The organism is Listeria booriae (assembly GCF_000766865.1).
Taxonomy (GTDB): Bacteria; Bacillota; Bacilli; order Lactobacillales; family Listeriaceae; genus Listeria_A; species Listeria_A booriae.
The window spans coordinates 222,004-239,009 of the sequence record NZ_JNFA01000019.1; the positions used below are offsets into that span (position 1 = coordinate 222,004).

At 40.8% G+C, this 17,006-nt stretch carries 16 protein-coding genes; 3 read left to right on the forward strand and 13 right to left on the reverse strand.

From position 1 onward, the window contains the following. Positions 1-38 precede the first annotated feature (38 nt). The 6 genes from rseP to pyrH form a co-directional block, all read right to left on the reverse strand. A complete protein-coding gene (gene rseP, locus EP57_RS07025; RefSeq protein WP_036085460.1) occupies positions 39-1,304 on the reverse strand; it encodes an RIP metalloprotease RseP in 1,266 nt (421 codons plus the stop codon). Between the two features lie 10 nt (positions 1,305-1,314). Further along, positions 1,315-2,457 carry a 1-deoxy-D-xylulose-5-phosphate reductoisomerase gene (locus EP57_RS07030; RefSeq protein ID WP_036085461.1) on the reverse strand — a complete coding sequence of 381 codons (1,143 nt, stop codon included), beginning with the start codon at positions 2,455-2,457 and terminating at the stop codon, positions 1,315-1,317. Between the two features lie 15 nt (positions 2,458-2,472). Next, the gene (locus tag EP57_RS07035; protein ID WP_036085463.1) at positions 2,473-3,273 is read right to left on the reverse strand and encodes a phosphatidate cytidylyltransferase; all 801 of its coding nucleotides are present in this window, start codon (positions 3,271-3,273) and stop codon (positions 2,473-2,475) included. Between the two features lie 12 nt (positions 3,274-3,285). Further along, positions 3,286-4,044: an isoprenyl transferase gene (locus EP57_RS07040; RefSeq protein ID WP_036085464.1), complete on the reverse strand. Its 759-nt coding sequence runs from the start codon at positions 4,042-4,044 to the stop codon at positions 3,286-3,288. Positions 4,045-4,248: 204 nt separating this feature from the next. Further along, positions 4,249-4,806: a ribosome recycling factor gene (gene frr / locus EP57_RS07045; RefSeq protein ID WP_036085465.1), complete on the reverse strand. Its 558-nt coding sequence runs from the start codon at positions 4,804-4,806 to the stop codon at positions 4,249-4,251. Between the two features lies 1 nt (position 4,807). Beyond that, a complete protein-coding gene (gene pyrH / locus EP57_RS07050; RefSeq protein ID WP_036085466.1) occupies positions 4,808-5,536 on the reverse strand; it encodes a UMP kinase in 729 nt (242 codons plus the stop codon). 202 nt (positions 5,537-5,738) lie between these two features. Here pyrH and EP57_RS07055 point away from each other — a divergent pair, with 202 nt between their 5' ends. Next, complete coding sequence (locus EP57_RS07055) at positions 5,739-7,523, forward strand: glycerophosphoryl diester phosphodiesterase membrane domain-containing protein (RefSeq protein ID WP_036085468.1); 1,785 nt, start codon at positions 5,739-5,741, stop codon at positions 7,521-7,523. 45 nt (positions 7,524-7,568) lie between these two features. Here the strand turns inward: EP57_RS07055 and nagA are convergent, their stop codons facing one another. Together nagA and EP57_RS07065 are read right to left on the reverse strand one after the other, a co-directional pair. After that, positions 7,569-8,708 (reverse strand): N-acetylglucosamine-6-phosphate deacetylase, encoded by a 1,140-nt coding sequence (nagA, locus tag EP57_RS07060; RefSeq protein ID WP_036085469.1) that lies wholly within the window; start codon positions 8,706-8,708, stop codon positions 7,569-7,571. After that, the gene (locus EP57_RS07065; RefSeq protein ID WP_036085470.1) at positions 8,705-9,466 is read right to left on the reverse strand and encodes a DeoR/GlpR family DNA-binding transcription regulator; all 762 of its coding nucleotides are present in this window, start codon (positions 9,464-9,466) and stop codon (positions 8,705-8,707) included. Before EP57_RS07065 ends, nagA begins: the two co-directional genes overlap by 4 nt. A gap of 177 nt (positions 9,467-9,643) precedes the next feature. On the opposite strand from EP57_RS07065, the gene EP57_RS17345 reads away from it, so the two are divergent. After that, on the forward strand, positions 9,644-10,423 hold the full coding sequence (locus EP57_RS17345; RefSeq protein ID WP_206539130.1) for a sunset domain-containing protein: 780 nt from the start codon (positions 9,644-9,646) through the stop codon (positions 10,421-10,423). A 215-nt stretch (positions 10,424-10,638) separates the two neighbouring features. Then, complete coding sequence (locus EP57_RS07075) at positions 10,639-11,934, forward strand: arsenic transporter (RefSeq protein ID WP_036085472.1); 1,296 nt, start codon at positions 10,639-10,641, stop codon at positions 11,932-11,934. Between the two features lie 62 nt (positions 11,935-11,996). Here EP57_RS07075 and tsf read toward each other — a convergent pair whose 3' ends face one another. The 5 genes from tsf to EP57_RS07095 all read right to left on the reverse strand — a co-directional run bounded on the left by tsf (position 11,997) and on the right by EP57_RS07095 (position 16,718). Continuing rightward, entirely contained in the window at positions 11,997-12,881 is an 885-nt protein-coding gene (gene tsf, locus EP57_RS07080; protein WP_036085474.1) for a translation elongation factor Ts, read from the reverse strand. Positions 12,882-12,959: 78 nt separating this feature from the next. After that, complete coding sequence (gene rpsB / locus EP57_RS07085; RefSeq protein ID WP_036085476.1) at positions 12,960-13,721, reverse strand: 30S ribosomal protein S2; 762 nt, start codon at positions 13,719-13,721, stop codon at positions 12,960-12,962. A gap of 174 nt (positions 13,722-13,895) precedes the next feature. Continuing rightward, the gene (locus EP57_RS07090) at positions 13,896-14,540 is read right to left on the reverse strand and encodes a hypothetical protein (protein ID WP_052167598.1); all 645 of its coding nucleotides are present in this window, start codon (positions 14,538-14,540) and stop codon (positions 13,896-13,898) included. Continuing rightward, positions 14,525-14,698 carry a hypothetical protein gene (locus tag EP57_RS16960; RefSeq protein WP_159106423.1) on the reverse strand — a complete coding sequence of 58 codons (174 nt, stop codon included), beginning with the start codon at positions 14,696-14,698 and terminating at the stop codon, positions 14,525-14,527. Before EP57_RS16960 ends, EP57_RS07090 begins: the two co-directional genes overlap by 16 nt. A gap of 160 nt (positions 14,699-14,858) precedes the next feature. Next, complete coding sequence (locus EP57_RS07095; protein WP_052167599.1) at positions 14,859-16,718, reverse strand: multicopper oxidase domain-containing protein; 1,860 nt, start codon at positions 16,716-16,718, stop codon at positions 14,859-14,861. Between the last annotated feature and the right edge of the window lie 288 nt (positions 16,719-17,006).

Consider the following 17,006-nt stretch of genomic DNA (forward strand, 5'->3'; position numbering starts at 1 on the left):
CACACCCCTATTTTTATCTTACTTCCCTATTTATCTCCCTAGAAAAAGGCTCGCTGGATATCATTCCAGGTAACGAGAATCATTAGTACCATCAGCAATGCAAAGCCGATAAAATGCACCATGCCTTCTTTTTTCGGATCGAGTGGTTTGCCGCGAACAAGTTCGTAGAGGAAGAACAACAATCGTCCGCCATCTAGTGCTGGTAACGGTAGCAAATTCACGATTCCTAAGTTGATGCTTAGAACCGCAGTCCAGTTAAGCAATGTTAAGAAACCATAGCTGACCACTTCTTGTGTCGAGGTATAAATCCCGACTGGTCCATTTAACATGTTCAGCGAGAAGTCACCTGTAACCATTTGGCCTAATACATGTCCGATTTGTGTAATCCAGAACCATGTTTGTGTGAAACCATACGTGATTTTTGTTACGAAGGAATCAGAACCCGGTTGTGCCACGCCGATTTTGCCGACGCTTGTGCCATCTTGGGCTTTCTCCGCTTTTGGCGTTACATCGATATCTTGTGTTTTGCCGTCGCGGTCGATTTTGAAATCAAGTTCTTTATTCGGGCTCTTCTCAACAGTAGCGTAAATATCTTGCCACGAATCGACAGCTTTTCCGTTGATAGAAATAACTTCATCGCCCTGCTTCAAGCCAGCTTCTTGCGCTGCCCCATTATCCATGACTTGCCCAATTTCAGGCGCATTCGACGGAACACTTCCTGAGACAAAGGCTAGAATCGTAAAAATAATAATAGCTAAAATAAAGTTGAATAACGGTCCTGCAAAAATTGTCATCGCGCGTTTCCCTAACGATTTCGATTGGAAAACACGGTCGTACGGTGCAATAATCGTTTCTATTTTGCCATCTACAACAATCGCATCGCTTGCTACTTGATAACGAACAATTTTATCTTCGTCGTATTCTTCATAACCTTCGATGAATAGTTCTTTTTCCAAGTCGCTACCTGATACTTCAAGCGGCTGCACATCTTGGTATTGATCTTTGCCGTTCACGATTATTTTCGTTACGACTTCATCATCATTTAAAATCAAGCCAACGCGGTAACCCGGTTTAAGCTCTACTACTTCGCCATCTTCACCGGCCATGCGTACGTAACCACCGATGGGGAGAAGCCTTAATGTGTACTGTGTTTCTTTCTTGCGGTAAGCAAATATTTTCGGACCAAAACCGATCGAGAAATCACGAACTAAAATACCAGACCTCTTCGCAAACAAGAAATGTCCTAGTTCATGGAAAAAGACGATTAGGCCAAAAACAAATATAAACGCAATAATGGTTGTCATTGTTTCACCTCTATAAAAGTGTCTTCACGTATGCACGTGTTTCCTGATCTACTTGGAAAATTGTCTCCAAATCAGGGTTTGCAATTGTCTCATGGCGATTCATTGCATTTTCAACGAGCGCTTCGATGTCTTGGAATGCGACTTGACCATTTAGAAAACCTGCCACTGCAATTTCGTTAGCTGCATTTAAAACAGAAGGCATCGTACCACCTATTTTACCAGCAGTGTACGCTAATTTCAACGCTGGGAAACGATGGAAATCCATTTTATCAAAGTGCAAGGCACCGAATTCTGTAATATCGAATGGTTTGTTAAATGAAATCGAGGCACGTTCTGGATGTGTCAACGCGTACTGAATCGGAACACGCATGTCCGGCAAACCAAGTTGCGCGATATGACTACCATCTTTAAAAGCGACCATCGAATGAATCACGCTCTCGCGATGAACAACGACTTCAATATCATCATAATCTAGATTGAACAACCAATGGGCTTCAATCACTTCCAAACCTTTGTTAAACATCGTTGCTGAATCGATCGTAATTTTGTTCCCCATCGACCAATTCGGATGCGTTAAAGCTTCTGCTACTGTCACGTTGCGCAGCTGTTCGCGCGTGCGATCACGGAAGCTACCACCAGATGCCGTCACAATTAATTTGCTAATATTCGCTGGATTCTCACCTTGCAAACATTGGTAAATCGCAGAATGTTCACTATCAACTGGAACAATGCGTACACCTTTTTCTTTTGCTGCTCGCATCACTAAATGCCCCGCTGTAACAAGTGTTTCTTTGTTCGCAATCGCAATTTCTTTTCCTGCCGCAATCGCATCAAGCGTTGGTTGTAAGCCTACACTTCCCATCACCGCATTAATCAATATATCCCCATGCGCGTATGTGGCTACTTCTTGCAAGCCTATCGCGCCATAATACACTTTCAAATTCGGAAACTCAAGCTTCAATTTCTCATAATCGCGACGATGTTCCACAGAAACAAGTTCCGGTTTAAATTCCTCAATGACCGCCGTTCCAAGTTTCATATTTCTTCCGAATGATAATGCGACTACTTGAAATAGTTCTGGATGTTCCCGCACAATTTCGAGCGTTTGGCTTCCGACAGAACCCGTTGCGCCCAGCAAATTAATTTTTCTCATTAGTACACCTCTATTTTATAGAATTTGGAGTATATGTAGTAGTGGCAAAAGAAGCGGTAAAACAAACAACAAGTTATCAAACCGATCGAGCACCCCACCATGACCTGGTAGTAATTTTCCAGAGTCTTTTACACCATAGTAACGCTTCAGCGCGGATTCTACTAAATCGCCCAGTTGCCCGAAAATGGACAGCACGATAATAATTAAAATAATAACTAAAATTTCACCCGGCAAGTCCATGTAGAAATAATAACCGCCAGCAATCAAGACTGCAAAAACAATCCCGCCGACAAAGCCTTCTACCGTCTTGTTCGGACTAACATTTGGCGCAAGCTTATGTTTCCCAAGCGAACGACCAACAAAGTAAGCCATCGTATCCGTCATCCAAACAATCAATAACGCGAAAATAACGTACTCCAAACCAGCATTTCGCGTCTCAGCCAAATAATGAAAGCCAATCCCCGTATAAAATGCCGCTAAAATCCCGATACCAACTTGATCAAAATGATACCTGTTTTTTGAAAATACCGTGTACGACAAAAGCAATGCCATACAAACAAAGATAATCTCGTTTTGCGTGATGTCGTAATCTTCTAGCCACTCCAAAAAACGACTCGGCGCAGCTACAGTAAGCGTCAGCACGAGCGTAATGATTCCGTTCACCGAAACCAGTTTTTGCTTTGTCATCACTAAAATTTCGTAAAGCGCAATCGCCGCAAGCAACATACTGAGCAGTTCAAACGGCAAGCCACCATAAATGACAAACGGTAAAAACACCGCCAATGCTACAATCGCTGTAATAATTCTTGTTTTCACAATATATCCTCCCTATAGACCCCCGAAGCGTCTCGAACGATTCTGATACTCCACAACCGCCTGCTTAAAATCCTCTTCCGAAAAATCAGGCCAGTGTGTTTGTGTAAAATAAAACTCGCTATACGCAAGTTGCCATAGCATGAAATTACTAAGTCGCAATTCACCACTTGTACGGATGAGCAAATCAGGATCGCTTAAATCAGCACTCATCAAATGTTTCGCCAACCGTTCTTCCGTCAAATCTTCTGGACTAAGGCCCTCATCTAACAGTTCCCGCATCGCAACTTGTGTCGCCGTCACGATTTCTGCCCGAGATCCATAATTAAGCGCAAAATTAAGCACAAGTCCCGTATTATTCTTCGTTGCTTCAATCGCCCGTTCCACCGCGTCTAACGTATGTTTCGGCAATTCTTCTTTGTAACCCATCACATTCACGCGCACATTTTCTTCCATCAATTCCGGAATAAATGTATCGAAAAACTCACCCGGCAGCTTCATCAAAAAATCGACTTCATCTTCTGGTCGCTTCCAGTTTTCCGTTGAAAAAGCGTATAACGTCAATATATTAATGCCTAGCGAATTGGCATAACGCGTCATTCGTTTCACTACTTGCATACCTTCTCGGTGCCCAGCGACACGCGGTAAAAACCGTTTCTTCGCCCATCTACCGTTACCATCCATAATAATAGCAACGTGGCTTGGCAAAGGCAGTTCCGCTGAAATTTCACTATTTATCGCATTCTCATCTTGACGAAAAATTTTCTTAAACATGTTCTTTCCTCCAATAGAATTACCAAGAGTCGGCACGCCTACACCTATAATAACAAAAATAACAGAAATTATGTACTATTAATTGTTGAAACTAGATTAGAAATTAATGTGAAGCTCGCTAAATTACAATTGGAGGGAGGCATCTCCTTCCTAAAAGAAAATGCCTCCCCGCAAAAAAATTCATTTGTTTTAACTTGGGATTTCCTAAACTTCCATGACTTCCGCTTCTTTATCTTTCGCGATTTCATCAATCTTTTTGATGCTAGCGTCTGTCAGTTTTTGAACTTCTTCTGTGAAATTACGCAAATCATCTTCCGTAATGTCGCCTGACTTCTCTAACTTTTTCAAGTCATCATTGGCATCACGACGAACGTTACGAACAGCAACTTTTGCGTCTTCTGCTTCTTTTTTCACTTCTTTTACAAGTTCTTTACGACGTTCTTCTGTTAATTGCGGAATCGCGATACGAACCACTTCACCGTCGTTGTTTGGCATAATGCCAAGGTCTGCTTTTAAAATCGCTTTTTCGATGTCAGGTAATGCTGTTTTATCGTAAGGCGAAATCATTAACAGGCGCGCTTCTGGAACGCTGACTGCTGCTAATTGGTTGATTGGTGTTGGTGCGCCGTAATAATCTACGGATACACGGTCAAGTAATGACGCGTTGGCACGGCCAGCACGAATCGATCCTAATTGGTGTTGTAACGCTTGTTCTGATTTTGCCATTTTCTCTTTTGCTTGTGCTAATACTTCTTTACTCATGTTACTTCCTCCCTCTTACTGTTGTCCCGATTTTTTCGCCAAGGATAACGCGTTTGATATTGTTCTCTTTTTCTTCAAACGAGAAGACGACTAGCGGGATATCATTGTCCATACTTAATGATGATGCTGTGGAATCCATGACTTGTAGGTCTTCTTTAATTACGTCTAGGTAAGATAGCTCGTCATATTTCACAGCTGTATCGTCCAATTTCGGATCAGCGCTATACACACCATCCACATTGTTTTTCGCCATCAAAATAACTTCCGCTTCAATTTCTGCTGCACGGAGCGCTGCGGTTGTATCTGTCGAGAAGTACGGATTACCCGTTCCAGCCGCAAAAATCACCACACGGCCTTTCTCTAGATGACGAATTGCTTTACGACGAATATATGGTTCAGCGATTTGGCGCATATCGATAGACGTTTGCACACGCGTTGCCACACCGACGCTTTCCAATGAATCTTGAAGTGATAAAGAGTTCATCACTGTTGCAAGCATACCCATGTAATCCGCTGCTGCACGATCCATTCCCATTTCGCTTCCAAGCTTACCGCGCCAAATATTGCCACCACCGACAACAATAGCAACCTCCACACCAAGTTCTACTACTTCTTTGACTTGCTGTGAGATGGAGTTCACGACACGCGGGTTAATCCCAAACCCTTCTGTTCCTGCTAAAGCCTCACCACTAAGTTTCAATACTACTCGTTTATATTCTGGGGTATCCATATTGACCTCCATCTACTATCTATTTGGCTCGTTCCTAAACTCTAAGAACAATTCCATCATATTCTATAATACTAAAAAAAAGCCTTAAGCAAAAGCATTTTCGTATAAAATTATAAAATAATATTTCCTGCATGCGTTTTGTACTACTATTCCCTCCCAAACTATCGTATAATAAATGACAGAAATAAGGGGGAGAAATTTCATGAATCCAATCAAAATACTACAGACATTAAGGACTTCTTTGTTTTATACCCGTTTTAACTCGTGGTATTACATAAAATTCGTATTTATTTTACAAGCTGCTATTCTGTTCCTCGCTTTTCCGTTCTTGGCGCTGTTTTTCCAGTTCATGACGGCATCGCTTGGTTATGATAGTATTACAGATCAGAATATTTTGGAGTTTTTGCGAAATCCGTTGGGGCTACTTTTTGCGGTGATATTTGCTTTGTTCGCGCTGTTTTTTATTTATCTTGAATTGTCTGTGTTAATTCTCGTTGCGTATTATCATCAACAGCAGATTCCGTTTACGATTCGTGAGATTTTACGGAAAATTGTGCGGCAGTCGAAATATTTATTGTCGTATCAATTCGTCTTTTTTCTATTATACTTTGCGCTAATTGTTCCGCTTGCCGGTATGGGGCTTCATTCAGAGTTAACGGACGGGATTTATATTCCGAATTTTATTGTGAATGAGTTGTTGAAGTCGACGTCTGGCGCGATTTTGTACTTTAGTTTTATCATCGTTGTGATTTACATAAATATCCGGTTATTGTTCGCCTTGCCTGTTTTCTTAACGGGAGAATATACGATTTTCCAAGCGATTAAGCGTAGCTGGGTGATTACAAGATGGCAAACGTGGCGGATTATCACGATTTTTGTGTTGATATCGCTGGTTGCTACGGCATTCGTTTTTATCGCGATTTTTATCTTTTTGATGCCGACGATTTTGACGGAACAATTATGGACCCCTGCCGCGCCGATTGTGGCTGGGATTTCATTGACATTGAGTCAAGTTTTCTTTATTGTCGCTTTTACCATTATGCCGATTTACATTGCGCACACTGTCATTTATATGTTTTTAACACGCGAAAATGATATTTTAAAACCGATGCGCCACAAAGAGAAGCGAAAGCATCGCAAATCATTTTATATTACGATTGCTGCTGGTATCATTGCATTGGTGACGGTTAACGGGATTTATCTGAACGAGGTGACCTATAGTGATAATACGCAAATCATCGCCCACCGAGGCTTGAAGAGTGCTGGTGTGGAGAACTCGTTAGAATCGCTTCATGGCGCCGCGAAAATTGGTGTTGATTTTGTGGAAATGGATGTTTTGGAGACGAAAGATCATCAATTTGTCGTTTTTCATGACACGAATTTACGACGATTGGCAGGGATTAATCGCAATGTGCGTGATATGACACTGGCGGAACTGGAGCAAGTGACGATTCGTCAAGATGGCTTTACATCAAAGATTCCATCTCTTGATTCGTATATCGAACATGCGAAAAAATGGCAAGTTAATTTGAACATCGAGATAAAAACGCACGGCGGTGAGTCGAAAGATTTCCTAGAGAATTTCGTGAAAACAATACAGAAACATCATGTGGAGGCTGATTATATTTATCAATCACTGGATCGTTCGATTGTAGAAACATTGAAGGAGAAACATCCACTGATGCGCGTTGGTTTTATTGTGCCGCTTAACTTCGGGAATCTTGTGAATGTAGATGCTGATTTTATCGTGATTGAGGAGTTTTCTTACAGTTCTAGCATGCAAGAACAGGCACGGGCACGAAATATGGACCTGCTTGTGTGGACGATTACAACACCTGAGGCGGCGCGGAAATATATGCTGGCTGGCGTTGATGGCATTATCACCGAGATTCCAGAACAAGCGATAAAAGTACAAGATGATTTGCGAAACGATCAAGCCGTAAGTACGAAGCTTGCAGATGCGATTGATTTGCTGACGAATAACTAAAAAATAGGCAAGCGGTGATTTAGAATGTCACTGCCTGCCTATTTTTTAGATTGCGATTTCGCCCTTTAAAAGAACAGAAATGACCTCAAAATTTTCATTTAGAAGGACTAAATCTGCATCTTTGCCAATTTCGATACATCCGATATTGTTTTCGTTTAAAATTTGAGCTGGTGTCGTTGTTGCCATTTTGATTGTGTCGTGTAGCGGTATCGCCATGTCTGTGCTTACTTTTAAGGCTTGGTTCATTGTCACCGTACTTGAGGCTAACGTGCCATCGTCCAAGCGAGCAACGCCATCTGTGACCGTCACGTGATGACCGCCAAACTGATAATCGCCATCGCCAACTCCCATCGCCTGCAATGCATCTGTGATTAAAACCATTTGATCTGCCGTTTTCACTTTGTGCATCAGTCGAACAATGCCAGGATGAAGATGTACGTTATCGACAATCGCTTGTACACTGACTCCGTCCCGTTCTAGTGCCGCCGTCGTAATTCCTGGGCTACGATGATGAATTTGTGGCATCGCGTTACAACAATGCGTAATATGCGTCACACCTTGGTCGAACGCATCAATCGCTTCTTCATACGTCGCGTTTGTGTGCCCCGCCGCAATAACAATATCTTGGCTCTTCAAATACGCAATCATTTCTTTTGCACCGGGTAATTCTGGAGCAATCGTGACCATCTTAATTAATCCGTCTGCGTGCTTCATAATTTCTTTCATTTCATTCAAGTCAGGATGTCTCAAAAACTCCGGATTCTGCATTCCTTTTTTCTCGATATTTAAATACGGTCCTTCCAAATGAATGCCTAAAATTTTAGCACCCATCTCATTGCCGACGACTTGTTTGGTAGCTTCGATCATTGCCAGGAGTTGTTCTAACGAAGAAGTCACAGAAGTTACCAAAAAACCAGTGCATCCTGTTTCGAGACTTTTTTTAGATACTTCTTGAATGCTTTTGGTTGTGCCATCCATCATGTCGTAGTGGTTAGCACCATGGATATGCACGTCGATCATACCAGGAATGAGTAATTGATTCTGCCCTTCGATAATTGTGTCGTATGCGGATTCATCCCCGATTGTATCTGTTATCTTTTGAATTTTGCCGTCGTGTATGATAATATGCGCAGCTTTCGTTCCTTTTTCACCGCTTATTTGGATATTTTTCATTAGCGTCGTCATTTTTTAATTCCTCCAATAATACACTCGATTTCCTGTTTTTCTAGCTGCTTTACGATTTTCTCTGGGATTGGTGTTTGTGTGATTAGGCCTGTAATGCCGTTCCATGATATTTTGAAGTTTGTTGTCTGGTGGAATTTCGTCTGATCAGCCAGCACGTGCACTGTTTTTGCATTTTGAATAATGGCTTGGTGGAGCGGGATATCGTCGATGCTATCATAATAAATGCCCTGCTCGTCCACTCCGGAGGCGCCGATAAACGCAACATCGAATTGAAATTGATGGATTTGCGCAATCGTGGCCGCTCCGTTCAAAATATTCGCGCCATGATGATAAAAACCGCCTAATACATAGATTTTCTCTGTATGTTTTGAAAAAGCTAGCGCGTTATCTAGTGAATTCGTGACCAACATCGTATTTCTAGCTGTCATATGTTCTTCCATTAGTTGTACAGTCGTTGATACATCTAGCCATACCGTTTGATTATCCTGTATGAAATGGCTCGCCTGTTGCGCAATTCGTTGTTTTTCCTGACTATTCTTGATGAGTCGTTCTGAATAGTTCTCAATCTTCTGTTGCATGCGTGGCAAAGCAATCCCGCCTCGCCTTCTTTCCGCAAGACCTTGCTCTACTAATTTTAAAATGTCGCGTCGTGCTGTGTCTTTTGAAACGCCGAAATAGGCTACTAAATCTGCGAGTTCGAGCGATTCTTTTTCATCTAATAAATCTAATATTTTTATTATCCGTTCTTTTTGTTCCATTTGCATCACCATGTATAGTATAGAATATATAGGATTAGTTTGCAAGTTTATAAGTTTTATATGTTTATATATAAGTTTTTATAAGTATTTTATTTTAATATAGCTTTATTCTCCAAAATAATCTAAAATAAACCTGTATGCGCTTTATCATAAAAAATAAAGGGAGAGAATAAAACAATGAAACCAGCACAAACAGTACTTAAAAAAGGGAATTTACTTCTGATTATCTTGATGCTCTTCATCTCAATGACTTCGTTTCATCAACAAGCGCAAGCCGCAGAGCCACTTACAGTAGGTGTTTTGGCGGGAAGTGATGTAGAAGGAAACAATGTGAATATCCATGTCCAGACTAATCTGCCGAACAAAATGAAATTTTTCGCTACGATTACTGGGCCAAATGGTTATAACGAAGAAATAAAGCTGAAAGTAAAGAAGGATGGGAAACTTAAGAAGACTATCGGAGAACTAGATAAGGGCACTTACGAGATTAAATTCCAATCCTATCAACCCAAAAAACAAACCGATAGCATGCGCAAAATCATCGGTAAAAAAGGCGGTAACCTAGAAGGCGATCTCGTTAATAAGAAGAAAGTGATCAAGTTTACAGAAACAATTAATATCACAACTCCTTCCGAGAAAGAGCTACAAAAAGCAGCCGCAGAAAAACAAGCACATATTGATGCTGAAAATGCCGAAAAAGAGCGTATCGCAAAAGAAGAGCAAGCCGCCAAAGAAAAAGAAGCTGCTGAGCAAAAAGCGAATGAAGAAAAAGAACGCGAGCAACAAGAAGCTCAGGATTCAGCTCCTGCCCAGGAACAAGGACAGATTAAAGGAAGCTATAGCGGCATTTATCATGTACCTGGCAGCACATATTACGACCGAACAACGAATGTAAAAGAATGGTTCAATACTGTAGCCGAGGCTGAAGCTGCTGGTTATCGCGCTCCAAAACGATAAGAATGACTCGAAAGCTTTCTTTAATGTATAACTTATGATGTGGAAATCATTTGTTGGCGTTTTAGAAAGCTTTTATGCGCATTATGCCTGTTCCAATCGTAATGCTTGACGCATGAGGAACAGCAGTTTATATTTATACATAGACTCTTATCTATATGATATCACCTAACAAGTAACTACTGGCAGTTTTAGCTGCTCGAATAAAGGGGTTTACTATGCAAATTACGCTTACTATTTTAGTTTTTATAATCACGCTTATTTTTGTCATCTGGCAGCCGAAGAACTTATCCATCGGTTGGTCAGCTTGTGGCGGTGCGGCGCTCGCGTTACTACTTGGTATCGTCACTTTTACGGATGTTATTACCGTTACAGGCATCGTTTGGAACGCGACACTCGCATTTATCGCAATCATCATTATTTCGCTTGTCCTTGATGAAATTGGCTTTTTTGAATGGGCGGCACTACATATGGCACGAATCGCCAAAGGAAACGGCATTTTGATGTTCGTTCTAGTTTCTGTTTTAGGAGCTTTGGTCGCAGCTTTCTTCGCAAATGATGGCGCGGCGCTTATTTTGACACCGATTGTTTTGGCAATGGTACGCGCGCTTAAGTTTGATGAGAAAAAGGTATTTCCTTTCATTATCGCAAGCGGATTCATCGCGGATACAACGTCTTTACCGCTCGTTGTCAGTAACTTGGTGAACATTGTTTCGGCAGATTTTTTCGGGATTTCTTTTTCACAATATGCGTTAATGATGTGGATTCCCAACCTCTTTTCGCTAATTGCTAGCATCGTTGTCCTGTACATTTACTTCCGAAAAGCCTTGCCAAAACGGTATGAAACAGCTGAACTAGCCGCACCAGCCTCCGCTCTTAAAGATGTAAAAATGTTTCGAATCTCTTGGGGCGTCTTGATTGTGCTTGTCACGGGCTACTTTTTGAGCAGTTTCTTGGATATTCCTGTCTCCTTTATTGCCCTGTTAGTCGCTGGCATCTTCTTGTTTTTAGCGAAAAGAAGCCATGCTGTTCGCGCTAAATCCATTGTGAAAGCCGCGCCTTGGAGTATTGTATTTTTCTCGATTGGGATGTATATCGTTGTGTACGGCCTTCAAAACGTTGGAATTACAAAATTATTGGCGGAAGCTGTCGAGCATATTGCGAGTTATGGCTTGTTCGCCGGCACAATTGGGATGGGCTTTATTGCCGCGATTTTATCTTCCGTTATGAATAATTTGCCAACAGTGATGATTAATGCGTTAGCTATCGACCACACGTCGTTTACCGGAGTGATGAAAGAAGCACTTGTTTACGCGAATGTCATAGGATCAGATTTAGGTCCAAAGATTACACCGATTGGGTCTTTGGCTACGCTGTTATGGTTGCATATTTTAGCACAGAAAAACGTGAAGATAAGTTGGGGTATGTATTTTAAAATCGGTATTGTAATTACGATTCCAGTTTTGTTTGTGACGTTGGTTGGGTTGTATTTGTCTTTGGTGATTTGGAATTGATACTATCTATATATGACAAAAAAACCGCTAGACATAGTGAATAGCGGTTTTTTTGTGTTACTTTATTTCTTAACTTGATTCATTACTTCCTCAACAAAGTTATCTTCTTTCTTCTCAAGACCTTCTCCAACTTCAAAACGTACAAACGATTTGATTGTAGCGCCTTTTTCTTTAACGAATTGGCCTACAGTTACGTCTGGGTTTTTAACGAATGGTTGGTCTTCAAGGCTGATTTCGCTTAGGTATTTTGTTAAGCGGCCTTCTACCATTTTCTCAACGATATTGGCTGGTTTGCCTTCGTTAAGTGCTTGCTCTGTTAGGATTTTTCTTTCGTGGTCGATTTCGTCTTGAGAAACGTCTGCACGAGAGATATATTTAGGGTTGATTGCTGCAACATGCATTGCCACGTCTTTAGCAACAGCATCGTCCGTTGTACCTTCAAGAACAACTAATACACCGATACGTCCGCCCATGTGGATGTATTCGCCGAATGCGTGATCTGCTACTTTTTCTTTGATTTCGAAACGACGTAGTGAGATTTTTTCTCCGATTGTTTGGATCGCTTCATTGATGTAGTCTTGTAAAACTTGACCGTTTGGCATTTCTGTTTTAAGAGCTGCATCCAAGTCAGTTGGACGAACAGTCAATAATTGGTTAGAAATGTCTTGAACTAATTGAATGAACTTGTCATTTTTAGCTACGAAGTCAGTTTCTGCATTGATTTCAAGTACGATTGCGTGTTTGTCATTGCTGACAACGCTTGTCATACCTTCTGTAGCGATACGATCGGATTTCTTAGCAGCTTTCGCAATACCTTTTTCGCGTAGGTAGTCGATTGCTAAATCCATATCTCCATCTACTTCTACTAATGCTTTTTTACAATCCATCATACCAGCACCAGTTTTTTCGCGTAGTTCTTTTACCATTTGAGCTGTAACGTTAGCCATTTTACAATTCCTCCTAAAAATAAAATCTTTCAAAAAAGGTGATAAGAGAGTGTCACTTATCACCTTGTGAGTTTAAAATTACGCTTCTGTTGTAGTTTCTTCAGTAGCAGCTACTGTTTCTTCTACTTTTACTTCTTCAGCTGGAACTTCTTGCTCTTCACCTTGGTTCACTTCGATGATAGCGTCAGCCATTCTAGCAGTCAAAAGTTTAACAGCGCGGATTGCGTCGTCATTTGCAGGGATTACGTAATCAATTTCATCTGGATCACAGTTTGTATCAACAATACCGATGATTGGGATGTGTAGTTTACGAGCTTCTGCAACAGCAATACGCTCTTTACGAGGGTCAACGATGAACAATGCATCTGGAAGACCTTTCATATCTTTAATTCCACCTAGGAATCTTTCTAATTTCTCTTGCTCTTTCTTAAGAAGAACTACTTCTTTCTTAGGAAGAACTTCGAAAGTGCCGTCTTCTTCCATTTTCTCGATTTTCTTAAGGTGTTTAATACGTTTTTGGATTGTTTCAAAGTTTGTCAAAGTTCCACCTAACCAACGATGGTTAACGAAATATTGACCTGAACGGATCGCTTCATCACGAACTGAATCTTGCGCTTGTTTCTTAGTTCCTACAAAAAGGATTGTTCCACCGTCAGCAGATACTTCTTTCATGAAATTGAAAGCTTCATCTACTTTCTTAACAGTTTTTTGTAAATCGATAATGTAGATACCATTTCTTTCTGTGAAGATGTATTTCTTCATTTTTGGGTTCCAACGGCGCGTTTGGTGACCGAAGTGAACACCAGCTTCTAACAATTGTTTCATTGAAATAACAGGCATGTTATTCCCTCCTATGGTTTTATTTTTGCGGATCATTCCGCCCTCCGCATGTATCAACCAGACAAAGACTTGCAAATGCAAGCACCGTTTGTTCTGTCCACAATGCGTGTGTGATTTAACACCGTTTACTATAATAGCACAAACTTCGCACTATGACAAGCATTTCGCGCTTTTTTATGTTTTGATTTTGCTAATATCAAGGAACATCGGTTGTAATTCGCTTTGAGATTGGAATAAAGCGCCGTATTTCATAAAGCCGAATGATTCGTACTTCTTGATAACTTTCTCCACATTGACGCTATCCAAGACAACGATTTTTCCGCCAACCAAGTTACGCGCGTTATCAATTTCTTGTATGGCGTGGGTTAATATATCGTTCGCGCAAAACCCAGACAGTGTATTATTTTCATTCTTTGCAACTTGTGCAATTAAATAGGCTGGTATTTCCGCAATATTATTTGGGCTTTTACTGCTCGCAATCAGTTTCTTCTTCATTGCGGTTTCTAACGCACTTATTTGGAGAATTTTTAATGATATTGTGGAGAAGCCTAGCCATTCCTCTTCATTAGTATAGAAATAAGTTCTTGTTAAATGATGTAATTCACTATCAAACGCTTTGTTTCTCAAAAAAGTCATTACATCTTTGTTTTTCGTACAATAAAAAGAAGAATCTACCCTATTAATAAAACGACGTCTAGCTTCTCTTTTGATGGATTTATCGCTTAGTTCAGGTGATTCTTCTTTAATTACGTGCATTAAATTTGTAATGATATTACTCAAAGTGTCCGTTTTGTATTGTTTGCCTATGCTCTCATCCAACTCGCAACAACTCTTTCTGTCGTTTTTCTTTTGGCCATTGCTGCCTTGCTCTCTGTACTCAACATTTTCTTTAGTTTCTCGGTGGGGACTGCTTTGTCTAATTTCTCTAAATCGTCAGCGCTCAAAATTATTTGTCTATCAATACTAACCGTTGCCATGCTCAGCCTCTCCTTTCTAGTTCGTATAACTCCTCTGAATTATAGCATATTTCCGATGTAAACATCAAGTGATTTCGTTCAAAATATTACTAAAAAATCTTTATAATTAGGCATATAAAAACCTCGCCAACAGCACCAACTCATTGACGAGGTTCCCATTTTATTCGTGCGTGTGTCCTGAAAACGGTGTGTACACATTATCGTATTGCAAATGCATCATCATTCCATTCGTTGCATGATCGAGATTATGACAATGATCCATCCAAATACCCGGATTATCTGCTTTAAAGGCCACTTCATATGTTTCACCTGGCGCGACATTTAGTGTATCTGTCCACCACGGACTACCAGTTGTTGCTTTTCCATTTCGTGTTAATACGAGCATTTTATGTCCATGTAAATGCATAGGATGGTGACTATAACTCCGATTCACAAATGTTGTTTTGACTAGGTCACCTTCACTTACCATCAACATCGGTGTATTTGGATAAAGCTTGCCATTTATCGTCCATAAATGATGCACCATGCCATCAAAAAATGCTAACTTGCTATCAAAAACCATTGTAAATTCGCGGTCAAATCCTTTACTGACATCCAAACCGCTATTCATCTTAGTCCCATAACTTTCGCGCTGAAAAGCTTCTTCTGGAATCTCCTTCGACGGTGCTGCTGATTTTCTTTCTGATTGGAACACCCAACCGCCCGATTCATCTTTTGCATCAAAAATTCGTACCTCGTTATTTGGCATCACAAACGTTAAATCGACGCGTCCCCCTGCTGGTATTTGCACATACTTGCCCTCAACATCAGTCGGCTGATTCACTTCATTTCCATCAATCGCAGCAACTTTAAACGGTACGCCATTTAATACAATTTTTTGCGGTTTATTATGCGCATTTGTTAAACGAAGACGGATTTTTGTATCTTTAAGTAATTGTTTTGGCCACTCATCGCTTGAAATTAGCGCCCCGTCGTTATCGATATATTTCGGTGCAACGAACGCTACCATATCAAGCTCGTCGTCTGGCTTTGTTTTTGGATCAACAATGAGAGAGCCAAATAAGCCATGCCCCACTTGCTCTGATGACTGGCTATGCGAATGATACCAGAACGTACCGACCGTGTCTGCCTTGAAGCGATACGTATAGCTTTCCCCGATTGCCACCGCTTTTTGCGAAATATCAGGCACACCATCCTCAGCATTTGGAACATCGTAACCATGCCAGTGAATCGTCACGCCATCTTCAATATTTTCGTTTGTCAGCGTGACTTCAACCACATCTCCCTGTTTCACGTGAATCGCTGGCCCCGTCATTTGTCCATTGAAAAGCCATAATTCTTTTGTCGATCCATCCGGAACTTTCATTTTCTTCGTTGCTGCTGTGAATTGAAATCTTTCTGTCACGGCGGTTTCTTTAGGTCCTGTCAGTTTTGTCACGTCAAGCTCCGGCTTCATTCCCAAGTCCTTTCCACCGCCCCAATCCATCACCATGTCGTCACCACTGGCATTTAGCGCCGTCGCATTCATTAGCAATGACCCAAAAATAAACGCCACAACCAAAATCACACTACCAAAAGCAATCCAACCACGGTTCCACTTCCCAGCAAGCCATTTCTCCCAAACATATAATAAGAAGAAAACCAGAACTGGTACACCAAAACATAATATATACGTCGCAAAAGTCGGAAATGCAGGAATCTGAAAAACAATCATAAACACCGCAAGCCACGACACAATAACGGCATACCGCTTAACAAGTCTCATCCAATTTGCCCTTTTTGCAAAAATAAACAACAAAACAAACGGCGAGAACACCATTGGCATGAGCATTCCAAAAATCTGCCGCACAAATTCCCAACCGATACTTCGCGCGGCAATGAACGTTACCAAACACCAGCCAACAAAAAGCACCGCGTTAATCCAAAGCAACCAACGTCCCCGTCTAAACGGAAATATCGACCACAAAACCGCCATGGCTACTAATAACAAAACAGAACTCCCAAAAAACATCATATACATCTCTATGTAACCCCTTTTTATCTATAGATTCGCGAACACTCCATTAGTATACTATAAAATGCACAATCTTTCTTAAGAATAGCTATAAATCCTCTTACAGTAAGCTAAGATGCTCTTAATGAACTCTCATTTCACTCTTAAATTCGCTAAGTCAAATGCAATATCTGTCTCTTTTTAAATATGTCTTTTTTACCATTTTAGTTATTAGTGAATGTTTTCACAAGAAAAACCTAGACAAAGACTTTGTGAAGTGTTACACTTACTTTGTAAATAAGAAAGCCAAAAAAA